Raw genomic sequence first — 25,579 nt, 5'->3', positions numbered from 1 at the left:
GTGTCGTTGGCCTCGTACCTGATTGTCGTGTACGGGGCCAACAGTCTCTGGGGACATGCCCCGCTCGCCAGTTCTGCCAGCCGACGCTGACGTGCTCATCGTGCGGCGCTCGGCTCCCGGCGATGCGGCGGCTGGTGGAGACCGAGTACGGGTGTGGTCAGCCTGCCGTGGACAGGAGCGCGAGGAGTTCGCCGACACCGCCGACGGTGAGGTGCGGACTGTGCTTCGGCGGGAGTCCGGTGTAACGGTCCGCCGGATGGATGCCGGTGCCCACCGCGATGGCGAGGGCGCCGGCGTCGCGGGCCATCGCCATCTCCAGTTCCGGGTCGTCTCCGACGACGGCGAGTTCCTGCGGGGCGACATCCAGCCGCTGTGCGGCGCATCGCAGGCCGATCAGGGAGGGTTTGCCCACGATCTGTTCGGTGACCCCCGTGACACTGCTGATCATGGCGCAGATGACCCGGGACGTGCCCAGGGCCCTGCCCTCGGCCGTGGCGAAGAACACCGACTGGGAGCAGCTGTACAGGGCGGCGCCGCCGAGGACGGCATGGCAGGCCGCCTCCAGGTCGTCCATGGTGAACTCGCGGTACCAGCCGGCCAGTACGGCGTCTGCCTCGGGCTTCCCCTTGGGCTCGATGACCTCGATGCCGGCCCGGCGCAGCGGTTCCTTCACCCCGTCGCCGCCGAGCACCAGCACGCTGCGGTGCCCCATGGCCAGGAAGTGGTCGACGGCGCTGGTGGCGGGGGTGAGCACGGCCTCGTCGGGCAGGTCGAAGCCGATCCGGCGCAGGGTCCGCGCGTACTCCTCGGGCGTACGGGTGGTGCCGTTGGTGAAAGTGAGCCAGGGCAGGCCGCGTGCGGTGAGCGCGGCGGTGAGTTCCAGGGCTCCGGGGAGGGGTGTGAGCCCGTGGTTGCGTCGGTCGCCCAGCACGAGGGTGCCGTCCAGGTCGAAGACGATGCCGCCGATGGCGCGCAGGCGGTCGGTCACCAGGGCGGCGGCCTCGTCAGTCGGGTCGGCGGTCACGGTGCAGCTCCAGTCGGAAGTCGGGCCGTTCCAGGATCAGTTCGGGTGTCGCCGGGCGGGTCCGCAGGCCGTGCAGCAGGTTCAGTACCGGCTTCACCCGGGGGTTGTAGTGCTGCCGGGCCGGGCCGGCCGCCACCATGGCGTCCACCTGCTCGGCGGGCATGGTGGCCCGCAGGAGCAGCTCTTCGTCGCTGATGCCACGAGAGAAGCGCGCGCGCAGTTCGGCGACGGTCGGCGGGGGCGGTTCGTCCGCGAGTTCCTTGGCTCGCGGCCGGTCGAGGATGCGGTCGGCGATGTCCGGGTCCACGGGGCCGGTCGGCCTGCCGAAGTTGCCCTGCACATACCGGATCACCGGGTCGGAGACGTTCGCGTAGCGCTCGGCGCCGACCACGTTGTACAGCGCCTGGGTGCAGACCATCTGTGGGAAGGGGGTGACCATGATGGGGTGGCCCAGTTCGGCGCGGACCCGGGTCACCTCCTCGATGACCGCGTCGAAGCGGTCGCTGAAGCCCAGTTCGTCGAGCTGGCGGCGCAGCGTGGTCATCACACCGCCGGCCACCTGGTGGCGCATGAACGCGGCGTCGAAGTCCCGGGGGCCGCCGGCGGGCAGACCCTCGGCCCCGGCCATGTGGTGGAAGTAGTCCGACACCACGCCGAGCAGCCGGTCGTCGATGTCCACGGTGTGGCCGAACTCCCGCAGATTGGCCACCACCTGCTGGGCGTTGGGCAGGGATGTGCCGCCCGCCAGAGCCCCGCAGGCCACTTGCAGCGCCTGCACCCCCAGGTCGGCGGCCTTGAGGTAGGTCAGGCCCGGCAGCCCGATGGTGCAGTGGGAGTGCAGTTCCAGCGGCTTGCCGCCGAGGTGGCGGATGACGGCCCGGATCAGCGTGGTGGCACGCTCCGTGGTCAGCAGTCCGCCGGGGTCCTTGATGTAGACGCGGTCGATGTCCGGGCAGGCCGCCATCTGGGCGGCGAGGGAGCCGTAGTGGGCGTCGTCGTGCACGTCGCTGACGGTGTAGGTGAGCGCTCCGACGATCTCGCCGGCGCCGGCCCGGCGGATCATCCGCGCGGACTCGCGTACGGCGTCCATGTCGTGCATGGGGTCGAGCACGACATACCGGGTGACGCCGTTGGCCACCAGCCGGTCGTAGACGAGCTGCATGAACTCCGGGTGGGCGACCTCCCAGGAGATGAAGCGCAGCCCGGTGCCGATGAACTGCAGCGGGGTGTTGGGCATGGCCCGGTGGGTGAGCCGGATGCGTTCCCAGGGGTCCTCGCGGTGGGTCCGTACCGCCATGCCCATGTGGGTGCTGGAGGTGTAGTCGAGGGCCCGGAAGCCCACGCGGTCCAGGATCGGGGCGATCTGGAGGATCTTGCCCGTGTCCAGTCCGGTGGCGCTCCACAGGCTCTGGTTGCCGTCGCGCAATGACACGTCGACGAGCTGGATGTCAGCCATGGGTGCCTCCTCCGGACGACAAGGACACAGATCCGGCCGCCGGGTGGTCCCGCAGGAACCGGGTGAACCAGGCGGTGTCCACGCCGCCCTCCGCGAAGTCGGTTTCCGTCAGCACCGCTTGATGCAAGGCGGTGTTGGTGCTGACCCCGTCGATCGCGCACCGCGCGAGGGCGCCGCGCAGTCGGGCCAGCGCCTCGTCACGGTCCCGGCCGTGGACGATCAGCTTCGCCAGCAGGGAGTCGTAGTACGGCGGCACGGTCGCGCCGGCCTGGAGGTGGGTGTCGATCCGGATGCCGTCACCGAGGGGCCAGACCGCCTCGGTCACCGTCCCCGGGCTCGGCTGGAAGTCGCGGGCCCAGTCCTCGGCGTTGATCCGGCACTCGATGGCGTGCCCGGAGAAGGAGACGTCCGCCTGCCCGAAGGAGAGGGATCGCCCCTCGGCGACGGCGAGTTGCTCGGCGACGAGATCCAGGCCGGTGATGGCCTCGGTGACCGGGTGCTCGACCTGGATCCGGGCGTTCATCTCCAGGAAGTAGAACGTGCCCCGGTCGACGTCGACGAGGAACTCGACCGTGCCCAGGCCCCGGTACCCCAGGTACTTGCCGAGGGCCACCGCGGCGCGATGCATCTCCTCGCGCAGGGCCGCGTCGAGTACCGGGGCCGGCGCCTCCTCGATGAGCTTCTGGTAGCGGCGCTGCACGGAACAGTCACGGGTGCCGAGATGGACGACGTTCTCGCCGTCCGCGAGGAGCTGGACCTCCACATGACGGCCGGTGGCGACGAAGCGTTCCAGATAGACACGGGGGTCGCCGAAAGCGGCGCCCGCCTCCGCCATGGCCAGGTCGATGGTGGAGGCCAGCGCGGCCGGGTCGTGCACCTGCTTCATGCCCCGGCCACCGCCGCCGCCGACCGCCTTGACCAGGAGGGGAAAGCCGATCTCCGCCGCCAGCCGCGCGGCGTCCCCGGCGTCGTCGAGCGGCCCGCCGGGCACAACCGGGAGCCCGGCCGCGATGGCGTGCCGGCGGGCCTCCAACTTGTCGCCCACGGCCGCGAGTTGTTCGACGGTGGGACCGATGAACACGATGCCCGCCTCCGCGCAGGCCTGCGCCAGCCGCTGGTTCTCTGAGAGGAAGCCGTAGCCGGGGTGGATGGCGTCGGCTCCCGAGGTCCGCGCCGCCGCGAGGACGGCGTCCACGTCGAGATAGCTCGCCGACGGCGGGGGAGGACCGAGGCGGACCACCCGGTCGGCCAGCCGGGCGGGCACGGAGGCGAGATCGGCGTCGGAGGCGGCGAGCACCGTCTCGATGCCGAGCCGTCGGCAGGTACGCAGGATCCGCAGGGCGATCTCGCCCCGGTTGGCGATGAGGACACGTCGCAGGATCACGGTGCCGCCCCGCCGGCCGCCGTGTCGATGTACATCAACACGGCCCCCTGCTCGACGAAGTCGCCGTCGGCCAGACCGATGTCCGCCACGGTGCCGGTCGCCCCCGCGTACACGGAATTCATCAACTTCATCGTCTCGACGATCCCGACCACGGTGGTCTCGGTGACCTCGTCCCCGATCTCCACGAAGGGCGGCGCGCCGGGCTTCGGCGCCCGGTAGAAGGCTCCCGGCAACGGCGTACGTACCTCGGCCAGGCCCTCACGGCCGGACACCGCCTGCTTGTCCGGTGCGGTCCCGTCCCTCTCCCCGTCAGCCGGCCGCTCCTCCGGCGCACGGTCCATCAGCACCGGCTCGGCGGAGGTGCGTGCGGACTGTGTCCACTCGCCGTCGTCGCTCCGGCGCAGCGACAGTTCGAACCGGCCGGTGCGCAGATGGAGGCGATCGACGTCCATGTCGTCGATGATCCGCAGGATGTCCTGGACGTCTTCGCCGGTCAGGCTCACGGCGTGCCTCCGCCGGTACCGCCGAGCAGGGACAGCACATGGTCGAACGCCCTGGCCTTGGGTGCGGCCGTCGGCGTCTTCGCCCGATTCGCCCACACCGTCTCGGGGCGGCTCTGGAGCAGGAAGATGTTCTGGCCGGGCACGAGGTTGCGGGAGATCGCCCACTCGATGTCCTGCGGGGTCCCGTAGTGGGACTCGACCTGTCGGCCGATCCGCACCAGTTCCTGGATCTCCGCGTCGGACAGACAGGGCTCGTCCCGCAGGTACTCCGGTACGTCCTCCTCCAGCACCCCGCAGCCGCTCGGGTCCATCCGGTGCTGTCGCAGCTTCGTCGAGACCGTGCGGGAGCAAATGTCCCCAGTGACCTTGCCGACGACGTACTTGTCGGGTGTCACGTCGCCACCGACGAGTGCCGACCCCAGGCCCCAGGTTCCTTCGAGAGCGACGACGGAACGGTCCCCGGTGAGCGGGCTACGGGTGAACATGACACCGGCGCAGCGCGGGTCGATCATGCGCTGGACGACGACGGCCATCGCGAGATCCTGCTCCGGCAGGCCCAGCCGCCGCCGGTAGCTCACCGACTCCACGCTGTAGAGGCTGGCCCAGCACCGCCGGACGTGCTCGACGAGGGAGTCCTCGCCGCGCACCCACAGGTAGGTGTCCTGGAGTCCGGCGAAGCTGGCGTCCTCCGCGTCCTCGCTGGTGGCGCTGGAGCGTACGGCGACAGGGGCGGGCTCACCGGGGGTGTCGGACTCGCTGTCCAGGTCCCGGTAGTGGCCCCGGATCGCCGCCGTTACCTCCTCCGGCAGCTCGGCCGCTTCGATGCGCTCCTTGATCGGCGCGGTCGCGCGGGCGATCGCCTCGGTGTTCTCGGCGTCCAGAGCCTCGACTCCGGCGCGGATCTCGCCGTCCGGGTCGAGGGCGTCGAGGAAGGCCTCGAAGGCGGTGGTGGTGACGACGTAGCCGGGCGGTACGGGGGCGCCGGCGAAGGTGAGTTCGCCCAGGCTGGCGCCCTTGCCGCCGACGGTGGGCCGGTCGGTGAGCCGTAGATCCCCGAACCGGCGGACGAGGGGTGACGTGTCCATCGTGGTGCTCCCTGCGTGGTCGAGGAGGTCAGTCGAGGAGGGTGACGATGCCGCGGTCGCCGTCCACGCGCAGTCGTTGACCCGTGGTGATCCGCTTGGTGGCGTGGCCCGTGCCGACGACGGCGGGCAGTCCGTACTCGCGGGCCACGATGGCCGCGTGGGACATGGTGCCGCCGATGTCCGAGACGGCGGCCGCGATCTTGCCGAAGACGGGCCCCCAGCTGGGCGCGGTCACCGGACAGACCAGCACCTCGCCCTCCCGTACCTGGCCTATGTCGTTGGCGCTCATCAGCACCCGGGCGGTGCCCTCGACCACGCCCGGTGAGGCGGCGAAACCGCGCACCTCGTCGTCACCCGCCTCGGCCGGTGTCGACCAGGCCTGGATGGTCTCCGCGGTGATGCCCCACAGCATGCGCACCGCCGGGTCGTTGAGCGCCTCGGGGACCGGGCCCAGCGCGGGCGGCGGGGACCAGCCCGCGAGGGACTCCAGCATCCGCCTGCGCTCGGCCACTGTCTCCCGCACATGGGCCGAGCCCACCGGCTTCGAACCGGCCGCCCAGGCGAGCATCACATCGGTCAGGGCCTGGCCGACCTCGGTGTGGTTCAGCTGGAAGACGTCTTCGGCGTCGGCCAACACGCCTTGTGCGCACAGCAGTTCACCGAACTCGCGCACCTTCGCGAAGAACTTCGTGGTGAAGTAGTGCTCGCAGTAGAAGTTGTGGTCCTCCACGAAGGGGAACACCACGCGGGCCAGTTCGAGCATCTGGTCGAAGGCGGCCTGTTCCTCCTCGCCGGCCAGCAGGGAGCGGTACTCCCTGGCGATGCGTTCGCGCTCCGCCGTGAGCTGCTCGGTGGGACGGTCGAGCAGTTCGCCGCGCCGCGCCTGGTCGACATAGCCGGGCAGCGCCGCGAACGGCACCGTGAGGTCGTCGTTCCAGCTGCGGTGGTGGTGGTAGAACCCGGCGCCGGTCGACATGTTGAACCACGGCTCACGCGCGTCGTCCATGGCCTTCAGCCAGCGCTGTCCCCCGTCCCCGCGGGCGGCGAGCGCGGCCAGCACCTTGTCCGGCTCGCAGCCCTCCACGAAGAGATCGTCGACGCCGTATTCGACAGCGAGTTTCGCCAGCTTCTTCAGCTCGTCGTCGGGCCGGTAGAGGATCACGTCGATCCCCGCGACCATCCGGGCCACGTCCTGGTCGGGGATCTCCGGGAACGACTTCTTGCAGAACTCGAAGAACACCACGTAGGCGCCGTAGCCCAGCATCAGGAACTCCGAGTGGTGGTGCCACATCTTGGAGTACAGATCCATGAGCCGGTGGTAGTTCTCGCGCACGTAGTGGTTCTGGGCCACGCCCTTGGCCTGGAAGACGACGTCCGGGTCCTCGAACTCCGACAGCTGCGGCACCTCGATCCGCTGCACCTCGTCGATCAGGCCGGTGATACGGGTGACCCAGCCCTGGTACAGCTCGTCCCAGTTCTCGTAGTAGTGCCCCGCCCGCTCGCTGAACTGCGCGAGCCTGCGCTGGATCTCCGCCGGGTCGGTGACCGGGTTGGCGGTGATGTAGACCCGGCCGTTGACGATGCGGTGCTCGATGCCGAGCGTCGTGGGGAAGACGAACATGCGTGCCGTGTTGGCGCCGAGGGCGGTGTAGGGCGCCTCCGCCGTGACGGCGTCGAACGCGGGCATCGGCTCGGGGAAGTGCATGGCGTTGTAGAACCAGAACCGCTGGTCGTCCTCGGGCTGGAACCGGGTGTAATAGGGATACATCGACGCCCACTCCTCGGCGCCCGCCACATCGGTGAGCTCTGAAGGAAGAGGGAAGCGGGAGGCGGGTCTCGCATCGTTCACGGTGCTCTCCAAAAGGTGCGGTTCAAGGGGACAGGGAGCTGAGGGCGAGGACGGAGCCGCTCAGACGGCGCCGGCGGCAGCGGCAGTGGCGACGGCAGGGGCGGCCAGGGGATAGTCGCGCTGGGTACGGGTGTACTCGGCGAGGGCGTCGAGTGCGCGGGGGTCGGCCACCGCGCTGCGGTCGGCCGCCTCCTCGACGGGGGTGCCGAGCAGAATCCTGCGCGCCGGCACTTCGAGCTTCTTGCCGGTCAGGGTGGTCGGGACGGCCGGGACCTGGATGATCCGGTCCGGTACGTGCCGGGGGCTGTACTCCCGGCGCAGCCGGGCGCGGATCGTGTCCTCGATCCCGGCGTCGAGCGTCCTGCCCTCCTTGAGGGCGACGAACAGTGGCATGAAGAACTTCTCGTCCGGCAGGTCGAGACTGACGATCAAGGCTGCGGCGACCTCGTCCAATGCCTCCACCACGCGGTAGATCTCCGCGGTGCCGATGCGCACCCCCTGCCGGTTGAGCGTCGCGTCGGAGCGGCCCAGCACGAAGCAGCCACCGCGCGCGTTGACCTTGAAGAAGTCGCCGTGCCGCCAGACACCGGGGAAGTCCCCGAAGTACGAGCGGCGGTACCGCTCGTCACCGTCCGGCCCCCAGAAGGTCACCGGCATGGACGGCAGCGGCTCACTGATCACCAGCTCACCGACCTCGTCCACGACCCCGCGGCCGCTCTCGTCGTACGCGTACGCGGCGACGCCCAGCGACCGTGCCTGCATTTCACCGGCGTACACGGGCAGTGTGGGCACCCCGCCGACGAAGCCGGTGCAGCAGTCCGTACCGCCGCTGCCGGTGGCCACCCACAGATCCGCCTTGACGTTGCGGTGGAACCACGCGGTGCACTGCGGTGACACCGGTGAACCGGCCGGCATGACCGTGCGCAGGGCCGACAGGTCGTACCGCTCGCCGGGCACGATGCCGGCCTTGCTCATGAGGTCGACATAGGCCGGGCTGGCACCGAAGAAGGTGGTCCGGGTGTCCTGCGCGATCCGCCACAGCACGTCCGGCTCGGGGTGGGCCGGGTTCCCGTCGTACAGCACCGGACAGGCACCGACCAGCAGGGAGCTGATCAGGAAGTTCCACATCATCCAGCCGGTGGTGGTGAAGAACAGCGGCCGGTCGCCCTCGCGCAGGTCCATGTGGAAGGTCTGCAGCTTCAGCTGCTCCAGCAGGATGCCGCCGTGGCCGTGCACGATCGCCTTGGGCAGTCCCGTCGTACCGGACGAGAAGAGCACCCACAGCGGGTGGTCGAAGGGAACGTGCTCGAACGCGAAGTCCTCGGCGGACACGGGCGGATGGTCGAGGACGTCGTCCCACAGCAGGTCGGCCCACGGGTGTCCGCCGTCGACGACCGGCCGGGTCTCGCCGTGCACGGGAGAGGGCAGGTGGATGACGTGTTCCAGACCCGGCAGGGCCTCGGCGATGAGGCGCGCCTCCGCTCGGCGGTCGAAGGTCTTCCCGCCGTAGCGGTAGCCGTCGACGCAGAACAGGACCTTCGGCCCCAGCTGACTGAACCGGTCCACCACACCTCGTGACCCGAAGTCGGGGGAGGCGCCGGCCCACACCGCGCCGACGGCCGTTGTCGCGAGCATCGCGATCGCGGCCTGCGGCACGTTCGGCAGATAGCCGCAGACCCGGTCACCCGGACGCACCCCGAGTGCGCGCAGCCGCGTCGCCAGGATGCGCACCCGGCCCGCGAAGTCCTCCCACGGCACCCCGGCCGGAGCGGCGCCTTCCGAGCAGAACAGCAGGGCGTCCGCGCCGGGGCGTTCGTGGCGCAGCACATGCTCGGCGTAGTTCAGCCGCGCCCCGGGGAACCATTGCGCGCCCGGCATGTCACGGCTGCCGAGCACCTCGGAGTACGGGGTCGCGGACCGGATGTCGAAGTAGTCCCACAGCGCGCCCCAGAAACCCGGCAGATCGGTGACGGACCAGCGCCACAGCTCGTCGTAACCGTCGAAGCGCCGCCCGCACTCGCGGGCCAGCCAGTCCAGGAAGGACGTCAGGTTCGCCTCGGCGACCCGTCGCGGGCCGGGTGTCCACAGCAGCTCGCCCTCGGCCACCGTCACTGGCTCGTCGGCCGCGCCGGCCTTCGGATCGGGGGCATATGAGCCCGCTGCCGCCTTGACGTCCATGTCGCCTCCTCGCGTCACGGAACGAACGGTCCACGACTGGCCATGGACCGGGCAACCATCGGCTGCTAACTTTTCACCCAGTGAAATCCGGTCGGCATCTCCGCAGGTGAGGGCGGGTCCTGTGCGGAACTATCAGGTGAAGACGATCAGCTCTCTGGAGCGCGGCCTGCGGGTGCTGCGGACCCTGCAGGAGATGCGCGCCGCGAGCCTGCACGATCTGCACCAGGTGACCGGCATCCCCAAGGCCACGCTGCTCCGCATCCTGCACACCTGCAACGAGCAGGGCCTGGTGTGGCAGCGGCTCGCCGACGGGGCGTTCATCGCGAGCCTCCGACCGCAGCGCGCCCCGTACGACGACGCCGAGTGGCTCGGCGAGTTGGCGTCGCAGGTCCTGGAAGAGCTGTGCGAACGCGTGATGTGGCCCTCCGTGCTGACCGTGCCGCGGCTGGACTACATGGAGACGATCGACACGAACAGCCCGAAGGCCTACTTCGACGAGGTCGTCCCCGTCGCCCCCGTCGGCTTCCGCTCCCACATGCTGCTCGGCGCCTCGGGCCGGGCCTACGTCGCCTTCTGCCCCGAGCGTGAGCGGGAAGCGGTCCTGCGGCGCCTGCGCGACCACGACGTCCCGGGCAACGAGTACGCCCACGACCCCAGGTGGCTGCGTCAACTGCTGGCGACCACCCGGTCACGCGGGTACAGCGTGCGCGCGCCGGAGTACGACTTCGACGGCCGCAACTCGATCGCCGTCCCGATCCGTGTACACGGCGAGGTGCTGGGGTGCGTCAACGTGACCTGGCGCAAGTCGGTCATGTCCGCACAGGAAGTGGCGCGTCGGCATCTGGACGACCTGCGGGCCGCGGTGCACCGGATAGAGGAGCGGGTGGTGGAAGCGGCCCCGCAACGACTGGGAGGGCCCGGCGCGGGGGCCTGAGCGCCGACGAGTCCGGGCCGCCCGCGTCGGGTCAGTCGGGCGCCGCTGTCCGCAGGGCCTCGCGATGTGCCCGTGCCGAGGTCATCGCCGCGTCCAGTGCGTCCCGCGTACGCACGAGGTCGGCGATGTGCCGGCTCAGCCGGTCGTGTTCTTGCTCCATGCGCGCCAGCGCGGCGTCGGAGTTCCGCTCACTGGGTGCCTCGACGCAGGGCAACAGCTCCACGATGGTGCGGCTGGACAGCCCGGCGGCGAACAACCGCTGGACGAATGCGACCCGCTCCGCGTCGGTGTCCGTGTAGTGCCGCTGTCCACCGGCGCTGCGGGTGCTCGTGAGCAGCCCCTGCTCCTCGTAGTACCGCAGGGACCGGACGCTGACTCCGGACCGTGATGCCAGCTCCCCGATGCGCATGTCGTCCTCCCGGCTGTGACCCTCCGCACCCTCTGCGCAGGGACTTGCCTCTGACATTGATGTGAGGTTCTAGCCTAATGCCGTGCCCGGCGGACCGGGCGCCACGGACCAGGCACGGATCAAGAGGAGTTCTGACATGACGACCCACATCGACAGCCGTCTGCCCGGTGCGCAGGGCGAGGGACGTATGCGAGCGGTCGTCGCCCAGCAGTACGGCGGCCCCGAGACCCTGCAGCTGACGGAGATCGACAAGCCCGAAGCGGGTCCCGGCTCGGTGCTGGTACGGGTGAAGGCCGCTGGGGTCAACCCGGTCGACTGGCACGTCCTGGCCGGGCACCTCGACTCGATCCTGAAGGTCAGCCTGCCGCTCGTGCCCGGCTTCGACGTCGCCGGTGTGGTCGAGGCCGTCGGCCCGGACGTCACGCATTTCTCCGTCGGGGACGAGGTGTTCGGTTACGTCCGCACGGACCAGGTGCAGTACGGCACCTACGCGGAGTTCGTCGCCGCGCCCGTGCACACCATCGCGCGCAAGCCCGCCTCGCTGACCTGGCAGCAGGCGGCCGGCCTCCCGCTCGTAGGACTCACCGCGCTGCAGTCACTGACCCGGGTGGGCGCCGGGGCGGGTGAGACGGTCCTGGTCCACGCGGCGGCCGGCGGTGTCGGCTCCCTCGCCGTGCAGATCGCCGTCGCCCAGGGCGCTCGGGTCATCGGTACAGCCAGCGAACGCAACCACGAGTTCCTGCGCTCGCTGGGCGCCGAGCCCGTCGTCTACGGCGACGGTCTGGTCGAGCGGGTGCGGGAGCTGGCCCCCGAGGGCATCGACGCGGCCGTGGACTGCGTGGGCGGTGACGCCGTCGCCGTCTCCCAGAAGCTGTTGAAGGACCCCTCCCGGGTCGCCTCGATCGTCGACCCCGAGGTCACCCGGCTCGGCGGACACCAGGTGTGGACCCAGCCCGTTCCCGAGGACCTCGCCGCCCTCGCGTCTCTCGCCGACGCCGGCGACCTCACGGTCCACATCGACCGCGTGCTGCCCCTGGCCGAGGCCGCTGACGCCCTCCGCCTCAGCCAGACCGGACGGGTCCGCGGCAAGATCGTGCTGGACGTCGCCTGACGTACACCGTTCCTCGCTCGTCGGCCCGGCCGGAATCGGCCGGGCCGACGTCTTTTCATGCGCTTTTTCATGCGCTGATCGCAAGCTCCCCCCGACGGACGCCGTGCGAGAGCGGCAGCCCGGCGGCGAGTCGTTCGAGTTCCTCCACGACGGTGCCGCCGAGGCGCGCCAGCTCGTTGCCGAGGGAGCCCGCGATGTGCGGGGTGAGGAAGACGTTGGGCAGGCGGTAGAGGGGGGAGTCCGCGGGCAGCGGCTCCGGTTCGGTGACGTCGAGCACCGCGCTGATCCGGCCGCCGACCAGCTCGTCGGTGAGGGCCTCGGGGTCAACGAGGGCACCGCGCGAGGTGTTGATCAGTACGCCGCCGTCGGGAATCAGCGCCAGCCGTTCGCGGCTGAGCATCCGGTGGGTCTCCGGTGTGTCGGGCGCGTGCACACTGACGACGTCGCTCGTACGCAGCAGTTCGTCGAGAGACAGTGACACCGCGCCGAGCGCCGTCGCCTCGGCCTCGTCCACGTACGGGTCGTACAGGCCGGCCGAGAGGTCGAAGGGCCGCAGCAGTTCCAGCACTCGGCGGCCCACGCGTGACGCGCCGATGATGCCGACCCGTCGGCCCAGGTTGCCGACGGCCAGGTACTCGTCCGGTGCGGGGTAGGCGTGCTCGGTCCGGAAGCGCTCCCGGAGCCCGAAGGCGTCCTTGCCGGCGAACAGGATCGCGGCGAGCGTGTACTCGGCGACGGGAAGCGCGTTGGCCCGGACGGCGCTGGAGACGGTGACCCCTCGCTCCCAGACGGCGTCGCCGATCAGGCTGCGCACACTGCCGGCCGCGTGCAGCACGGTCCGCAGCCGGGGCGCCGCGGCCAGTACGTCCGCGCCGAGGTGCGGACAGCCCCAGCCGGTGATCAGCACCTCGGCCCGCGCCAGTGCCCGGACGGCCGCCGGATCGGTGAAGTCCTGGACGACGAGGCCGGGGTCGACCGTCACGAGCTGTCGCAGCCGCGTCATGAGCGGCGACGGGAAGAGCTCCGGCAGATGCATCGGGTCCATGGCGAACACGGCGGAGGGAAGCGGTTGCGGGGGCATGGCGCTCCTGCTTGGGCTCGGGGGCGGGGAAGAGGCCGGATCGGGCCTCAGTGAGGAAAACGGTTACCACGCTAGAGAGCATCACCCCTTAGGTCAATGCTCACCGCGACGGGTTGCTCGCTCGAGAATGGTGCTTACTCAAAGTGACCCAGGTAGAAAAAAGTGCAGGTCGAGTGGGGTCGCTGGGTAACGCTGTTGAAAGTTAGACGAAACAAACCGGACTCCCCTCTTGTGGTTCGGGCTGCTCACGCCCTACGGTCCACAACAACCGGTTACTGCCCCTCGGGAAGAGCCACCGCGTACCCGCCTTCCCTGCCTCACCGCTGACCGCGCCGGTTCCCCCACCCTCAGCGCCGTCCTGTTTCCGTTCGTGGAGGACCGATGTCCCAGTTCCGTGCCAGAGCCCTCGCCGCAGCGGCCGCCGCGGCGTCCCTGTCCCTTCTGCTGGCTGCCTGTGGGGGCGGCGACTCCGGATCCGATTCCGCCGCGAAGGCCACCAAGGGCAAGGTCACCCTGGAGTTCTGGAGCTGGACCGACGGGATAGAGGCCCAGACCAAGGTGTGGAACAAGGCGCACCCCGACACCCAGGTCAAGTTCGTGAACCCCGCGGGCGAGACGGCCTACCAGAAGCTGCGCGCCGCGGTGAACGCCGGCACCGCTCCCTGTCTGTCGAAGATGGACGGGATGAACCTGGCGAACTTCGCCGCGGACGGTCTGCTCACCGATGTCACCAAGGTCGCCGGGCCGTACAAGGGCAAGTACACGGCCGCCGCGTGGAACGCGGTCAGCCCCGGCGGCACCACCTTCGGTATCCCCATGGGTTCCTCACCGCTGTTCACCGCCTATCGCGCGGACCTGTTCGAGAAGTACGGCATCGAGGCGCCGAAGACCTGGGACGACCTGATCGCGGCCGGCAAGAAGGCGCAGAAGAAGGACGAGAAGGTCAAGATCTTCAACATGGCCGGTGAGGACCCGAGCACGCTGGTCGACCTGTCCTGGGAGGCGGGTGCCCAGTGGTACAAGGTGGACGGCGACCACTGGGTCGTCGACTTCACCTCGCCCGAGGCGCTGAAGGCCGGAGACATCGTCCAGCGGCTGGTCGACAACGACCTCGCCTCCAACGCCTCCTACGCCGACCCGGGCGTCTTCAAGACCTGGGACCTCGGGACGACCATCGCGATGACGACGTCGACCTGGCAGCTGCCGATCTACGACACCAACTTCCCCAAGTCGAAGGGCAAGTGGCAGCTCGCGGACTCACCGGTCTTCGACACCGCGAAGCCGCGGACCTCCAGCAACTTCGACGTCCTGGCCGTGCTCAAGGGATGCAAGTACCCGGACCGCGCCGCCGAGTTCGCCGCCTGGCTGTCCAGCAGCAAGGAGTCGCTGACCACGCTCACCGACCCCGCCTCCAAGTCCGGCCTCTTCCCTGCGGTCCCGGACGTCTCCCCGTACGTCGACAAGATCATCCCCACCGAGATGTTCAACGGCGAGTCCGACAGCGCCGAGGTGATCACGACCGCCGCCTCCCGGGTCGGCGAGCAGTGGCAGTACGGCCCGAACTACGCGGCCATGTACTCCGAGATGCAGAAGCAGTGGGGCAAGGTCATGAAGAAGGAGATCACGGTCAAGGAGATGCTCACGAGCATCGAGAAGTGGACCGTCGACGACCTCAACGACAAGGGCATCAAGGCCGTCGCGGGCAACTGAGCCCCGCCCCGGAGACAGCCGACTCACTTCTTACTTGGAGACACCCGTGTCCACCCTGACGCGACCGGCGAAGGTCGCGACCGACTCCCCGGCCCGGCGGACCTCCCCCCGCCGGGCCGGGAGACGGGGAGCCTACAAGGGGCTGCTGTTCATGCTCCCCTTCCTGCTGGGCTTCCTGGCCACCTACGTCGTGCCGATCGGCTACGCCTTCAGCCAGAGCCTGTACGAGAAGAAGGGCACCGGTCTCGGCTTCGGCCCGACACGGGTCGTCTACACGGGCTTCGCCAACTTCGCCTCGGTCCTGGGTGACAGCGCGTTCTGGGCGAGCATGGGGCGCACCCTGCTGTTCGGCGCGGTGCAGATCACGGTGATGCTCGGCATCGCCCTGCTGCTGGCCCTCCTGCTCGACGGGGTGGCCGCCCGCGCGGTGCGTTTCTTCCGAGCGGCGCTGCTCATCCCGTACGTCATCCCCGCCGTGGTCTCCACCCTGATGTGGCTGTTCCTCTACAGCCCGACGGGCAGCCCGCTGCTGGACATCGCGGAACGCGCAGGCACGCAGATCACCTTCTTCGGCGGCCTCAACACCTATCTCTCGCTGGGCAATCTGCTCACCTGGCAGGGGATCGGCTTCAACATGATCCTTATCTCCGCCTCGCTGCAGGCGCTGCCCCGCGAGCTGTACGAGGCGGCCCGGCTGGACGGGGCCCGGGAGTGGCGGATCGCCTGGTCGATCAAGGTGCCCAACATCACCGGGATCCTGGTGCTGACCGGCATGTTCTCGCTGATCAGCCGGCTCCAGCTGTTCGGCGAGCCGCTGATCATGCGGCAGATCGCACCGGAGTCCATCAACACGGACTTCACGCCGATGATGGAGATCTACGACAAGGCCTTCAAGGTCGGCGACTACCAGTACGCCGCCGCCGAGTCCCTGGTTCTGGCCGTCGTCACCGGCATCCTCGCCTTCGTCTTCTACCGCGCCACGAACAGGAAGATGTCATGAGCAGTGTTGCCTCCGGGGGCGGCGTACGGCCCTCCCGCCGCGCGGTGGTGCTCACCACCGGTCTGCTGGTGATCTTCCTGCTCTACTCGCTCGCCCCGACCTGGTTCCTGATCGTCTCCGCGACCAAGGACCAGACCGACCTCTACTCCACGTTCGGACTGTGGTTCTCCTCCAACCACCTGGGCGACAACCTCCAGGACATCTGGACCTACCACGACGGGGTGTTCGTCCGCTGGCTGGGCAACTCCGTCCTCTACTCCACCCTCGGCGCGGCCGGTTCCACCCTCATCTCGCTCGCCGCCGGGTACGGCCTGTCGAAGTTCGGCTTCCGCGGCCGGGGCGCGCTCTTCGCGGTCATCGTCGGCGCCTCGCTGCTGCCGAGCACCCTGCTGGCCTTCCCGCTGTACCTGGTGTTCTCCGAGATCGGGATCACCAACACCATCTGGTCGGTGCTCATCCCGTACTTCATCAACCCGTTCGGGGTCTACCTCGGCAAGGTGTACGCCGACAGTTCGGTGCCCACCGAACTGATGGAGGCGGCCCGGATCGACGGGGCCGGTGAGCTGCGGATCTTCTACGCGGTCGCGCTGCGGCTGATGAGCACCGGCGGCATCACCATCTTCATGCTCGAGTTCATCAACATCTGGAACAACTTCTTCCTCCCCCTGTTCATGCTCAACGGCGAGCGCACCTTCCCCGTCACCCTGGGCCTCTACTCGTGGCTCCAGCAGGCGCAGACCGCACGCGACATGAACACCCTCGTCCTCACCGGGTCCCTGCTGTCGATCGTTCCGCTCGCGATCTTCATGTTCACGCTCCAGAAGTACTGGCGCAGCGGAATCCTCATGGGCAGCCTCAAGTAAGAAGGAACAGCGTCGTGTCCCACGCTCCCAGAAGACGTGAAGTGCTCAAGTACGCCGGGACGACCGGCGTCGCCGCCGCCGGCCTCGGCCTGCTGACCTCCCAGCCCGCCGCCGCAGCACCGGTCACCGAGTCCGACGACTCGGCCGCGTTCAAGAAGGCCGTCTGCAAGCCCCTGGACATAGTCGTCTTCGGTGACGCCGAGTCAGAGGCCGAGCACGGCCTCACCGCCACCCTCTCGGACATGGTCACCGGCGGCCTCGGCCAGAGCGCCCGTGTCCTCAACCCGACCGCACCGGCGAGCTACTGGGGCGGCACGCTCAAGTTCGACGTCGCCGTCAGCCCGACCGACACCACCTACGTCACGGTGCGCCTGTGGGGCGACGACCACGACGACACCTCCGAGCAGGCCGGCTCCGGCACGAACATGTGGCGGCTCCAGCTCTTCGTCGACGGCCGTCAGGTCGGCTACCAGGACGAGGGCGCCGTCGACAGCCTCGACATCCTGGACACCGCCCCGCGCACCCCGGGCCGCTTCTTCTTCCACACGCTGCCGCTGCCGGAGAGCATGACGTCCGGCAAGGAGAAGGTGACGCTGGAGATCCGCGCGATGGGGCGCATCTGGTCGTACGGCCAGAACCCGGACCAGCTGTACCGGAAGCAGACGACGCCCTCCCGGGGCATCTACCGCATCTACACGCACACCGAGCCGTACTTCGTCCCGCCGAAGGGCGAGGTCCAGGGCCCCGCGCCGGAGTTCAGGCCGCGCACCGTGGAAGGCCCCGAGGTGCTGGAGGCCGTACGCAAGCGCGTCGAGAAGGACCAGAAGTTCTACCTCACCTCCGCGAACCCGGCCGGAATGGACGCCTTCGCGTTCCAGTCCCTTGCCGAGGGCTACCTCTGGTCGGGGAGCCCCGCCCACCAGAACCCCGCCGCCCTGGACCGCGTGCTGCGGGCCATCGACGGCCGCTACATGGCCTGGAAGTCCGACGCCTCGATCCTCACCGGCTCCGACCAGCAGTGGCAGGGCTTCGGCCGCGTCGGCCTGACGCTGGCCCTGCTGTGGGAACACCTCGGCGACCGCCTCGACCAGCGGGTCACCGGCTCCCCGTACGAGATCACCAACCCGGGCTTCGAGGAGGGCGACGAGACCCCCATGGGCTGGCTGGCGCCCAGCTGGGGGCAGACCGCCGGTGCCACGTGGTCGCGGGACACGGCGGTCCACCGCGCCGGCTCCGCCTCGCTGAAGCTCCAGGTGCCCGCCGCCGGCGGCAACATGTACACCTACTCCAGCCCCAAGACACGTATCGGCAAGGGCACGTACACCTACGGGGCCTGGATCAGGACCGAGGGCGTCACCGGCGCCGGCGCGCACATCGACCCGCTGTTCTTCGACGCGAGCGGCACGCTGGTCGGCAGCGACCACAAGAAGTTCGCCACTACCGGCACGCACGGCTGGGAGTACGTCTCGATCGACCTGGAGACCCCGTCCGGCGCCACCCAGGTGGAGTTCCATCTGCGGCTGTCCGGCCCCGGTACCGCCTGGTTCGACTCGGTGGAGCTGATCGGGCCGGCCGAGATACGCAACCCCGGCTTCGAGCAGGGCCCCGGCACCGTCCCCACGGGCTGGACCGTCCCCAGCTGGGGCAGGACAGCCGACGCCACCTGGTCCCGGGTCACGGACGTCTCCCGCTCCGGCACCGCCTCGCTGAAGCTCGCGGCCACCGCGTCGAACGGCTTCGTCACCGCCCACAACACGGCCAGGTTCCAGGTCGGCGAGGGCACGTACGCCTACAGCGCGTGGATCAGGACGGACGGTGTCACCGGCACGGGCGCGCACATCGACCCCTTGTTCTTCGACGCGAACGGCAAGCTCGTCGGCAGTGACCACCGCAAGTTCGCGGCCACGGGCACCCACGACTGGGAGCAGGTCTCGATCGACCTGGAGACCCCGTCCGGCGCCACCCAGGTGGAGTTCCATCTGCGGCTGTCCGGCCCCGGCACCGCATGGTTCGACGACCTGACCGTCACCGCGCCGAAGAGCTCCGGCGCCCCCGAGCAGCCGGTGCGCCGCGCCGCGTACACCGACATGCTCAAGTCCAGCCGGGACTACTGGCGACAGCATTTCCCGCACTACACCAACCAGTCGCAGATCTGCGCCATCGGCCTGTACCAGGCCAACCGTGGCCTGAGGCTCCTCGACCCGGACCTCGCGCTGCCGGAGGACAAGGCCCGCGACTACATGTACCAGTCGCTCGGCATGAAGCCCTACCTCGGCCGGGAGGACAAGGACGGCAACCCCACCAAGCCGCTCGGCGAGACCTACCATCAGGTCACCAAGGCGGGCCTGACCCGCGAGCTGGGGTATGTGGGCAGCTACGGTGAGGTCATCGACTGGCTGGTCATGATGTACGAGTCGGTCACGCGCGGCCACGACGCCCAGGAGGCGCCCGAGCTGCGCGAACAGATGGTCAAGATCATCAAGGCGCGCGGCCGGTTCCGGGTCGTGGACGTCGACGAGACGGGCGCCCGTGTCTCCCGTATCGAAACGGTTATCGGCTGGCGCAACGAGGTCTATCCGGGCGAGATCGCCTACGCGTCCCGCACCGCCTGGGACTCCCACCCCGTGATGTCCGCCGCGGTGTTCAAGGACCCCGACATCGTCGGCTGGACCCAGGAGATGGTGGACGACGGCCAGTTCTACCGGCAGTTGGACCTGCTCATCAACCACACCTGGACCCGTGTCGGCCTCGCCGCGCTGCGCCTGGTGTCCCGCGACTGGGACGCCTTCCAGGCCCTCGCCAACCGTCCCGCCCGCATCCCCACCGCCTGGGAGCAGCCGGACTTCGTCTTCGCCGACGAGGAGAACGGCTGCCTGGCCGTCAAGAACGGTGAGGAACTGCTGTTCGCCTCCCTCTACTGGCGGTCCCGCCAGGGCGTGAACAACTACGCCCGCATCCACCACCTCACGCCCGTCGACCAGCGCTCGGCGACCGTCCGCGAGCGCAGCGCCGGCACGACCGATGAGACGTTCACGGCACGGGACTGGATCCTGTGGGACTACGCCATCAACGACCCCGGGGCCGGCCACCTTCCCCCGGGAGGCTTCCCGCCGCCCGGCGACACCCTCCACCAGTCGCAGGAGGGCGACGTCTACCATCTCGCCCCGATCCCCGACGACATCCCGGACCCCACCCTCGGCGTCCACTTCGACGGCGTGGAGACGATGCTCGTCGGCCGTGCGCCGTTCTACCTCTGTGAGTACGGCGACTACCTGATCGCCATGAACACCAGCACCGACAGGACGTTCACCCTGCCCGCCCGTCAGCAGTTCGGCCCGGCCCGCGACCTGGCCACCGGCAGGACGATCGGCGCCGGGCAGCGGCCGAAGCTCGGCCCGCTCAGCACCCTGGTGCTCCACCGGAGCCGCTGACCGACCAGGGGAGCCGGTGCGGCACGGGGGACCGCACCGGCTCCCCGCTCAACTCCACGTCGCCCTCCTCCGCTTCCCGCACTCAACGTCGAGTGAAAGAGGACAGACAGCCCATGACAGAGCCGCAACCCTCCGTGACGCCGGGCCCGCCCAACCGCCGCCGCTTCCTCCAGATCACCGCCGTCGGCGCCGGCGCGGCGGGCCTCGCCGGAGCGTCCCTGGCCGGAGCCGGCCCGGCCGCCGCCGTCACCTCCGGCCTGACCTCCCTGACCCACCCGGGCGTGCTGCACAGCCGTGCCGACCTCGACCGGATGCGCGCCAAGGTCGCGGCCGGCGCCGAACCCTGGCTGAGCGGCTACAACGTCTTCAAGAACGACTCCTTCTCCCGCTCCTCCTACACCATGGCGGGAGGCCGGGCCACGGTCACCCGCGACCCCGCCGGCGATCCCGGCAACGCGGAACTCTGGTACGACTGCAACGCCGCGTACCAGAACGCCCTCATGTGGTACATCACCCGAGACACCGCGCACGCCACCAAGGCCCTGACCATCATCAAGTCCTGGACCAACGCCCTTGAGGAGATCAACGGCAAGGACGCCGAACTCGCCGCCGGGATCTACGGGGCCAAACTCGCAGCCGCCGTCGAGATCATGCACTACACCGGCCCGGCGGGCAGCTGGACGGCCGCTGAACTCGCCGACACGGTCGCCATGTTCGAGAACGTCTTCGTCCCGCTCATCAACGTCTACGGCGACGGCGCCTACGGCCTGATGGGCCTCAAGGGCATGATGCAGATCGCGGTGGCCTGCAACAACCTCACCCTCTTCGACAACGCGTACAACGCCTTCATGACACACGGCTGCTGCGGACTGACCAAACTGATCCGGTCCGGCACCGGCCAGTGCTGCGAGTCCGGCCGCACCCAGGGGTACGCCCAGCTGATCCTCGGCTCGCTCGCCGAGATCTGCCAGACCGGCTGGATCCAGGGCCTCGACATGTTCGGCGTCTCCAACTCCCTGCTGCTGTCGGGCTACGAATACACAGCCAAGTACAACCTCGGCAACACCGTCCCGTACGACGCCACGTTCGGGCGGTGCGACTGGCACTGGTCGAGCATCTCCACCGACGGGCGCGGCACGTACCGCAACATCTACGAGATCGCCTACAACCACTATGTGAAGCGCGCCGGCAAGTCCGCCCCGTACACCGCCCAGGTGGCGAGCGGGCTCCGGCCGGAGGGCGCGCCCAACCAGTGCGACCACCCGGGGTTCGGCACCCTGCTGTTCACCCTCTGACCCCTCCCGCGGAGTTTTTCGTGATCCACAACCCCGTCCTGCGCGGTTTCGAACCCGACCCCGTGATCCTGCGGGTCGGCGACGACTTCTACATCGCCACGTCCACCTTCGAGTGGTACCCGGGGGTTCGCCTTCACCACTCCCGGGACCTGGTGAACTGGCGGTCGTTGGGCGGGGTCCTGGACAGCCGACGCCTGCTCGACCTGACGGGCGTACCCGACTCCGGCGGTATCTGGGCACCCGGACTCTCGTACGCCGACGGCCTGTTCCACCTGGTGTTCACCGTGGTCGACACCTACGCGGAGGGCTGGAAGGACCTCCCCAACCACGTCACCACGGCCCCGTCCATCGAGGGCCCGTGGTCGGACCCGGTGCCGCTGCACGGCCGGGGCTTCGACGTGTCCCTGTTCCACGACATCCATGAAGGGGACGGGCGCAGCTGGCTGCTCAACATGCGCTTCGACTGGCGCCCGGATCGGGAGTCGTTCGCCGGGATCGAGCTCCAGGAATACGACCGCGCGGCGCGAAAGCTGCTCGGCGCGCCCCGGACGATCTCCGTGGGCACCGCCGCCGGGGTCGCCGAGGGCCCACACCTCTACCGTCGGAACGGCTGGTACTACCTCGTCCACGCCGAGGGCGGCACCGGCTACGAACACGGGGCTGCGGTCGCCCGCTCCCGGGATCTGTTCGGCCCGTACGAGCCCGACCCGGCCGGACCCCTGCTCACCTCCCGGCACGATCCGACCCTGGAACTCCAGAAGGCCGGACACTGCTCGCTGGTCGAGACCCAGGACGGCCAGTGGTACGCCGCCCACATCACCGCCCGCCCCTACAGCGAGCGCGGCCGGTGCGTACGGGGCCGGGAGACCGCCCTGCAGCCCGTGACCTGGACCGAGGACGGCTGGCCGCGCATCGCGGGCGCGGTCCCCGCCGTGACCGTACGGGCGCCCGACCTGGCTCCCGCTCCGGTGCCCCAACGGCCCGCCACGGACCACTTCGACGCCCCGGCCCTCGGCCCCGACTGGTCCACTCTGCGCCGCCCGGCCGATCCGGAGTGGGTCGAACCGGCGCCGGGCCGACTGCGCATCCGGGGCGGTCAGTCCCCGGTCGGCCGTCGGACGCCCAGTCTGGTCGCCCGGCGGGTGACGGCACGGCGCTGCTCGTTCGAGACCGAGCTGACCTTCGCGCCGGGTTCCTCCGACCACATGGCCGGACTCACCGCGTACTACAACACCCGCAACTGGCACTACCTGTACGTCACAGCCGAGGACGACGGCTCCCCGGCACTGCGGGCACTGAGCTGCGAGGCAGGAAAGCTCACCGCGCACCCGCCCAGGATCCCGCTCGCACCCGGGCGCCCCGTCGTACTCCACGCCGAACTCGACGGTCCCGACCTGCACTTCTCGTACGACACCGGCGGCGAAGGTCCCCAGGAGCTGGGGCCGGTCCTCGACGCGACCGTCCTGTCGGACGAGCACGCCGACGAGTTCCACGAGGGACAGCTGAGGGTCCTGGGCTTCACCGGTGCGATGCTGGGACTCTGGGTGCAGGACCTCGACGGTTCCGGCGTGCACGCGGACTTCGCCCATGCCACCTACCGCACCACCCCGGGCGCCCACTCATGACACTGCACGACCTCGGCCGTATCCGCCTCTTCTGCACCTCCCTCGGTCCGGAGGACGCCCCCGCGCTGCTGCTGGTGCACGGCTGGGGCGGCGACGGGCGGGAGTGGTCGCCCCACGCCGAGGCGCTGGCCGACCGGTTCCGTGTTCTCGTCCCCGACCTGCGCGGCCACGGCCGCTCCGAGGTTCCGGACGAGGGCAACACACCGGCCGAGATGGCGGAAGACCTGGCCGTTCTGATCGATTCCCTGGGTGTGGGGCAGGTCGTCGCCGTCGGTCACTCCATGGGTGTCCAGGTCGTCAACCTACTCGCCATCCGCCACCCGCAGACAGTGCGGTCGGTCATCGCCCTCGATCCCGCGCACGGCGCGCACGACGCCGAGATCGCGAAGATCCCGGCCCGCCTCGCCGAGTACCGGAAGCACGGCGCCCGCGCCGCCGCCTCCTTCGTGGCCGGCGCCTTCTCCCCGCAGGCCCCGCCCGGCCTTCGTACGGCGCACATCCGCACCATGCTCGGCACACCGGACCACGTCGTCGCCCAGGCCTACGCGGGCATGTACACCGATCCCGGCGCCGTGGGTGCCCGCCCGCACAGCGAGGCGTATCTGCGCCGCCGAACGCAGCCGGCACTGACGGTGTGGACGTTCGACAAGGCCGCCGAATGGGAGCGCGGCACGCTAAGGGTGCCCGGTTCGCGCGTCGAGTACTGGCCCGGCACCGGCCACTATCTGCACGAGGAGCGGACCGAGCGCACGATCCGGCTCATCCGTGACTGGGTCAACGGGGAAACGCCCTAGATCTGGAACTGGATCGGACGGTCGCAGGAGGAGATCGTACAGACCCGTCGGGATTGGCTGGATGGGGCAGGATTCGGGGAGGTGAGCTCCAGCGGGCCGGGCCGTCCTGTCGGAGCCGGATGGAGACGCGGTTGTCAGCGTGGACGGTGAAGACCTGGGAGGCGTGACCTGCGCCGGCTCCGAAGTACGCAGTGCGAGGCCTGGCGAGCGTGACGGCCGCCTCGCGGCCGCCATGGGAAAGGCCGGGCGATTCCGAGCATCGCGTGGTGGACGCCGTCGCCCTTGAGGCGGCAGTCGCGCAGCGCTCCAATCCGGAGTGGACCCGGCCGAATGCGCCCGCCGCGTCGGCCAGAGCATCGAGGTTCTCTTCCGCCGCTACGCCAAGTTCCTCGACGGCCTTCGAGAGCAGGCGAACCGGCTCATCGAGCAGTCCACCGGGAATCGTCCGGATCCTGTCCTCGGCGAGACGGGCCTGGTCATCTGTCGACGCCGCATCCCTCGGCTCGTGGACTGCTCCGAGCGGATGTGTTGGCCCGCCCAGGGCTACGGCGAGGTGGGCAGGTGCGGGGAGCGGAGCACGAGCAGGGTGATCTCGCTGGGGGCGAAGACGCGGAACGGCGGGCCCCAGAAGCCGGTGCCGCGGCTGGTGTAGAGGAGGGTGCGGGTGCCGTGGTGGCTGAGGCCGGCGAGGGCGGGCTGGTCGAGGCGGACCAGGTGGTGGAAAGGCCAGATCTGGCCGCCGTGGGTGTGGCCGGAGAGTTGGAGGTCGATGCCGGCGGCTGCCGCCCGGTCGATGAACTTGGGCTGGTGTGCCAGGAGCAGGACGGGCAGGTCGGGGTCGGCGCCGTTCAAGGCTCCGGCGAGGTGGGCGCGGTGGCCTGCCAGGCCGGAGGACTCGGCGGTGACGTCGTCCACGCCGGCGACCACGAGGGTGTCGCCTCCGCGTTCGAGCAGCAGATGGCGGTTGCGCAGCGGCTCCCAGCCCAGCTCGTCCATCAGGTCGACCCAGCCCTGGGCCTCGCTGTAGTACTCGTGGTTGCCGGTGACATATACACGGGCCCGGGTGGCCCGCACGGTACCGAGTGGGACGGCCTGGGCGCGGCGGCGTTCGGCCGTGCCGTCCGCGATGTCGCCGGTGTGGCAGACCAGGTCGGCTTCCAGAGTGTTCACCGTCTCGCATACCCGCGCCGACCAGCGAGCGCGATCGAGCGGGCCGTAGTGGGTGTCGGTGATGAGGACGACGCGCGTGCCGTCCAACCCGGCACCCAGCCGTGGGAGTTGCACGTCGAGTCGGCGCACGCGCGGCACGCGGCGGGCTTCGGCGTACCCCCAGGCGAGTAGTACGGCGGTTATGCCGAGGACGGCCCAAGTGACGATTCGGGCCCGGTCCTGACTCTCGTCGACGCCGGCCACGGTCAGGGCGAGCCGCAACGGGACGCCGAGCAGAATGGACCAGGTGAACAGAACCCAGCTGGTGCCCAGCAGGGTGTCACCGACGATCGCCGCCCGGTCCTGCTGGCGCCGGCCGTGGCCGCGCACCATCGCGAGCGGCATACCGACTAGGCCTAGGGCGAACAGGGCGGTGCCGACCAGCGTGACGGGCAGCGGCCAGTGCTGGCCGGTGTGCAGGAGCACCCAGCAGGGCACGGCCCACAGCAGGACGGGGGCGATCAGGGGGGAGGTAGCGCATCAGGTGGTGCAGTCGGCTCTGTCGCGGAGCTTGCGCTTCGCTGTCGGCGGGTCGGGTGTTGCTGGTGTCGGTCACGCTTCTCTCCCTGACCAGGCTGCCGTCTCGCGCACTGTATCCGGTCGCCCTCGGGCCGGCCGCACCGGCGTTCATGGGCGCG

Annotated in this window: 18 protein-coding genes and 1 pseudogene; 9 read left to right on the top strand and 10 right to left on the bottom strand. The window is 69.8% G+C overall.

The annotated features are described in order from the left end of the window. Positions 1-157 precede the first annotated feature (157 nt). The 7 genes from SGFS_RS04630 to SGFS_RS04600 are packed head-to-tail and all read right to left on the bottom strand — an operon-like array spanning position 158 to position 9,479. The gene (locus SGFS_RS04630; RefSeq protein ID WP_286247823.1) at positions 158-1,024 is read right to left on the bottom strand and encodes an HAD-IIA family hydrolase; all 867 of its coding nucleotides are present in this window, start codon (positions 1,022-1,024) and stop codon (positions 158-160) included. Continuing rightward, a complete protein-coding gene (locus SGFS_RS04625; RefSeq protein WP_286247821.1) occupies positions 1,005-2,480 on the bottom strand; it encodes a biotin carboxyl carrier protein in 1,476 nt (491 codons plus the stop codon). Before SGFS_RS04625 ends, SGFS_RS04630 begins: the two co-directional genes overlap by 20 nt. Continuing rightward, the gene (locus SGFS_RS04620) at positions 2,473-3,864 is read right to left on the bottom strand and encodes an acetyl-CoA carboxylase biotin carboxylase subunit (protein ID WP_286247820.1); all 1,392 of its coding nucleotides are present in this window, start codon (positions 3,862-3,864) and stop codon (positions 2,473-2,475) included. Before SGFS_RS04620 ends, SGFS_RS04625 begins: the two co-directional genes overlap by 8 nt. After that, positions 3,861-4,367, bottom strand: coding sequence for an acetyl-CoA carboxylase biotin carboxyl carrier protein (locus tag SGFS_RS04615; protein WP_286247819.1), 507 nt, complete (start codon positions 4,365-4,367; stop codon positions 3,861-3,863). Before SGFS_RS04615 ends, SGFS_RS04620 begins: the two co-directional genes overlap by 4 nt. Beyond that, positions 4,364-5,452, bottom strand: coding sequence for a PEP/pyruvate-binding domain-containing protein (locus SGFS_RS04610; RefSeq protein ID WP_286247818.1), 1,089 nt, complete (start codon positions 5,450-5,452; stop codon positions 4,364-4,366). The genes SGFS_RS04615 and SGFS_RS04610 overlap by 4 nt, the downstream gene beginning before the upstream one ends. A 28-nt stretch (positions 5,453-5,480) precedes the next feature. After that, positions 5,481-7,301, bottom strand: coding sequence for a PEP-utilizing enzyme (locus tag SGFS_RS04605; RefSeq protein WP_286247817.1), 1,821 nt, complete (start codon positions 7,299-7,301; stop codon positions 5,481-5,483). Positions 7,302-7,361: 60 nt separating this feature from the next. Beyond that, a complete protein-coding gene (locus SGFS_RS04600) occupies positions 7,362-9,479 on the bottom strand; it encodes an acetoacetate--CoA ligase (protein WP_286247816.1) in 2,118 nt (705 codons plus the stop codon). Between the two features lie 121 nt (positions 9,480-9,600). Between SGFS_RS04600 and SGFS_RS04595 the strand changes: the two genes are divergently transcribed. Continuing rightward, on the top strand, positions 9,601-10,413 hold the full coding sequence (locus SGFS_RS04595) for a helix-turn-helix domain-containing protein (protein ID WP_286247815.1): 813 nt from the start codon (positions 9,601-9,603) through the stop codon (positions 10,411-10,413). A 31-nt stretch (positions 10,414-10,444) separates the two neighbouring features. On the opposite strand, the gene SGFS_RS04590 is transcribed toward SGFS_RS04595, so the two are convergent. Further along, a complete protein-coding gene (locus SGFS_RS04590) occupies positions 10,445-10,822 on the bottom strand; it encodes a MerR family transcriptional regulator (protein ID WP_286247814.1) in 378 nt (125 codons plus the stop codon). A gap of 187 nt (positions 10,823-11,009) precedes the next feature. Between SGFS_RS04590 and SGFS_RS04585 the strand changes: the two genes are divergently transcribed. Beyond that, positions 11,010-11,933, top strand: coding sequence for an NADP-dependent oxidoreductase (locus SGFS_RS04585; RefSeq protein ID WP_286259797.1), 924 nt, complete (start codon positions 11,010-11,012; stop codon positions 11,931-11,933). A 67-nt stretch (positions 11,934-12,000) separates the two neighbouring features. Here the strand turns inward: SGFS_RS04585 and SGFS_RS04580 are convergent, their stop codons facing one another. After that, entirely contained in the window at positions 12,001-13,014 is a 1,014-nt protein-coding gene (locus SGFS_RS04580; RefSeq protein WP_286247813.1) for a hydroxyacid dehydrogenase, read from the bottom strand. Between the two features lie 381 nt (positions 13,015-13,395). On the opposite strand from SGFS_RS04580, the gene SGFS_RS04575 reads away from it, so the two are divergent. From SGFS_RS04575 to SGFS_RS04545, 7 genes are all read left to right on the top strand, one after another. Continuing rightward, positions 13,396-14,724, top strand: a complete 1,329-nt coding sequence (locus tag SGFS_RS04575) for an ABC transporter substrate-binding protein (protein WP_286247812.1) — start codon at positions 13,396-13,398, stop codon at positions 14,722-14,724. Between the two features lie 46 nt (positions 14,725-14,770). Then, positions 14,771-15,724 carry a carbohydrate ABC transporter permease gene (locus SGFS_RS04570; RefSeq protein WP_286247811.1) on the top strand — a complete coding sequence of 318 codons (954 nt, stop codon included), beginning with the start codon at positions 14,771-14,773 and terminating at the stop codon, positions 15,722-15,724. Beyond that, positions 15,721-16,587 carry a carbohydrate ABC transporter permease gene (locus tag SGFS_RS04565; protein ID WP_286247810.1) on the top strand — a complete coding sequence of 289 codons (867 nt, stop codon included), beginning with the start codon at positions 15,721-15,723 and terminating at the stop codon, positions 16,585-16,587. Before SGFS_RS04570 ends, SGFS_RS04565 begins: the two co-directional genes overlap by 4 nt. 14 nt (positions 16,588-16,601) lie before the next feature. After that, complete coding sequence (locus SGFS_RS04560) at positions 16,602-20,018, top strand: Tat pathway signal sequence domain protein (RefSeq protein ID WP_286247809.1); 3,417 nt, start codon at positions 16,602-16,604, stop codon at positions 20,016-20,018. A gap of 113 nt (positions 20,019-20,131) precedes the next feature. Then, on the top strand, positions 20,132-21,313 hold the full coding sequence (locus tag SGFS_RS04555) for an alginate lyase family protein (RefSeq protein ID WP_286247808.1): 1,182 nt from the start codon (positions 20,132-20,134) through the stop codon (positions 21,311-21,313). Between the two features lie 20 nt (positions 21,314-21,333). Beyond that, positions 21,334-22,938 (top strand): glycoside hydrolase family 43 protein, encoded by a 1,605-nt coding sequence (locus tag SGFS_RS04550; protein WP_286247807.1) that lies wholly within the window; start codon positions 21,334-21,336, stop codon positions 22,936-22,938. Then, positions 22,935-23,732: an alpha/beta fold hydrolase gene (locus SGFS_RS04545; RefSeq protein WP_286247806.1), complete on the top strand. Its 798-nt coding sequence runs from the start codon at positions 22,935-22,937 to the stop codon at positions 23,730-23,732. The genes SGFS_RS04550 and SGFS_RS04545 overlap by 4 nt, the downstream gene beginning before the upstream one ends. A gap of 543 nt (positions 23,733-24,275) precedes the next feature. Here SGFS_RS04545 and SGFS_RS04540 read toward each other — a convergent pair. Then, positions 24,276-25,497, bottom strand: a pseudogene (locus tag SGFS_RS04540) (metallophosphoesterase). Positions 25,498-25,579: the final 82 nt, after the last annotated feature.

This window comes from Streptomyces graminofaciens (assembly GCF_030294945.1).
Classification (GTDB): domain Bacteria; phylum Actinomycetota; class Actinomycetes; order Streptomycetales; family Streptomycetaceae; genus Streptomyces; species Streptomyces graminofaciens.
The sequence above is the reverse complement of the archived record's forward strand: the minus strand, read 5'-3'. Positions and strand labels throughout refer to the sequence as shown.

Coding starts and splice junctions, on each gene's coding strand:
- SGFS_RS04625 (WP_286247821.1), bottom strand. CDS start 2,480: ATGGCTGACATCCAGCTCGTCGACGTGTCATTGCGCGACGGCAACCAG.
- SGFS_RS04580 (WP_286247813.1), bottom strand. CDS start 13,014: ATGCCCCCGCAACCGCTTCCCTCCGCCGTGTTCGCCATGGACCCGATG.
- SGFS_RS04565 (WP_286247810.1), top strand. CDS start 15,721: ATGAGCAGTGTTGCCTCCGGGGGCGGCGTACGGCCCTCCCGCCGCGCG.
- SGFS_RS04585 (WP_286259797.1), top strand. CDS start 11,010: ATGCGAGCGGTCGTCGCCCAGCAGTACGGCGGCCCCGAGACCCTGCAG.
- SGFS_RS04555 (WP_286247808.1), top strand. CDS start 20,132: ATGACAGAGCCGCAACCCTCCGTGACGCCGGGCCCGCCCAACCGCCGC.
- SGFS_RS04575 (WP_286247812.1), top strand. CDS start 13,396: ATGTCCCAGTTCCGTGCCAGAGCCCTCGCCGCAGCGGCCGCCGCGGCG.
- SGFS_RS04545 (WP_286247806.1), top strand. CDS start 22,935: ATGACACTGCACGACCTCGGCCGTATCCGCCTCTTCTGCACCTCCCTC.
- SGFS_RS04600 (WP_286247816.1), bottom strand. CDS start 9,479: ATGGACGTCAAGGCGGCAGCGGGCTCATATGCCCCCGATCCGAAGGCC.
- SGFS_RS04610 (WP_286247818.1), bottom strand. CDS start 5,452: ATGGACACGTCACCCCTCGTCCGCCGGTTCGGGGATCTACGGCTCACC.
- SGFS_RS04590 (WP_286247814.1), bottom strand. CDS start 10,822: ATGCGCATCGGGGAGCTGGCATCACGGTCCGGAGTCAGCGTCCGGTCC.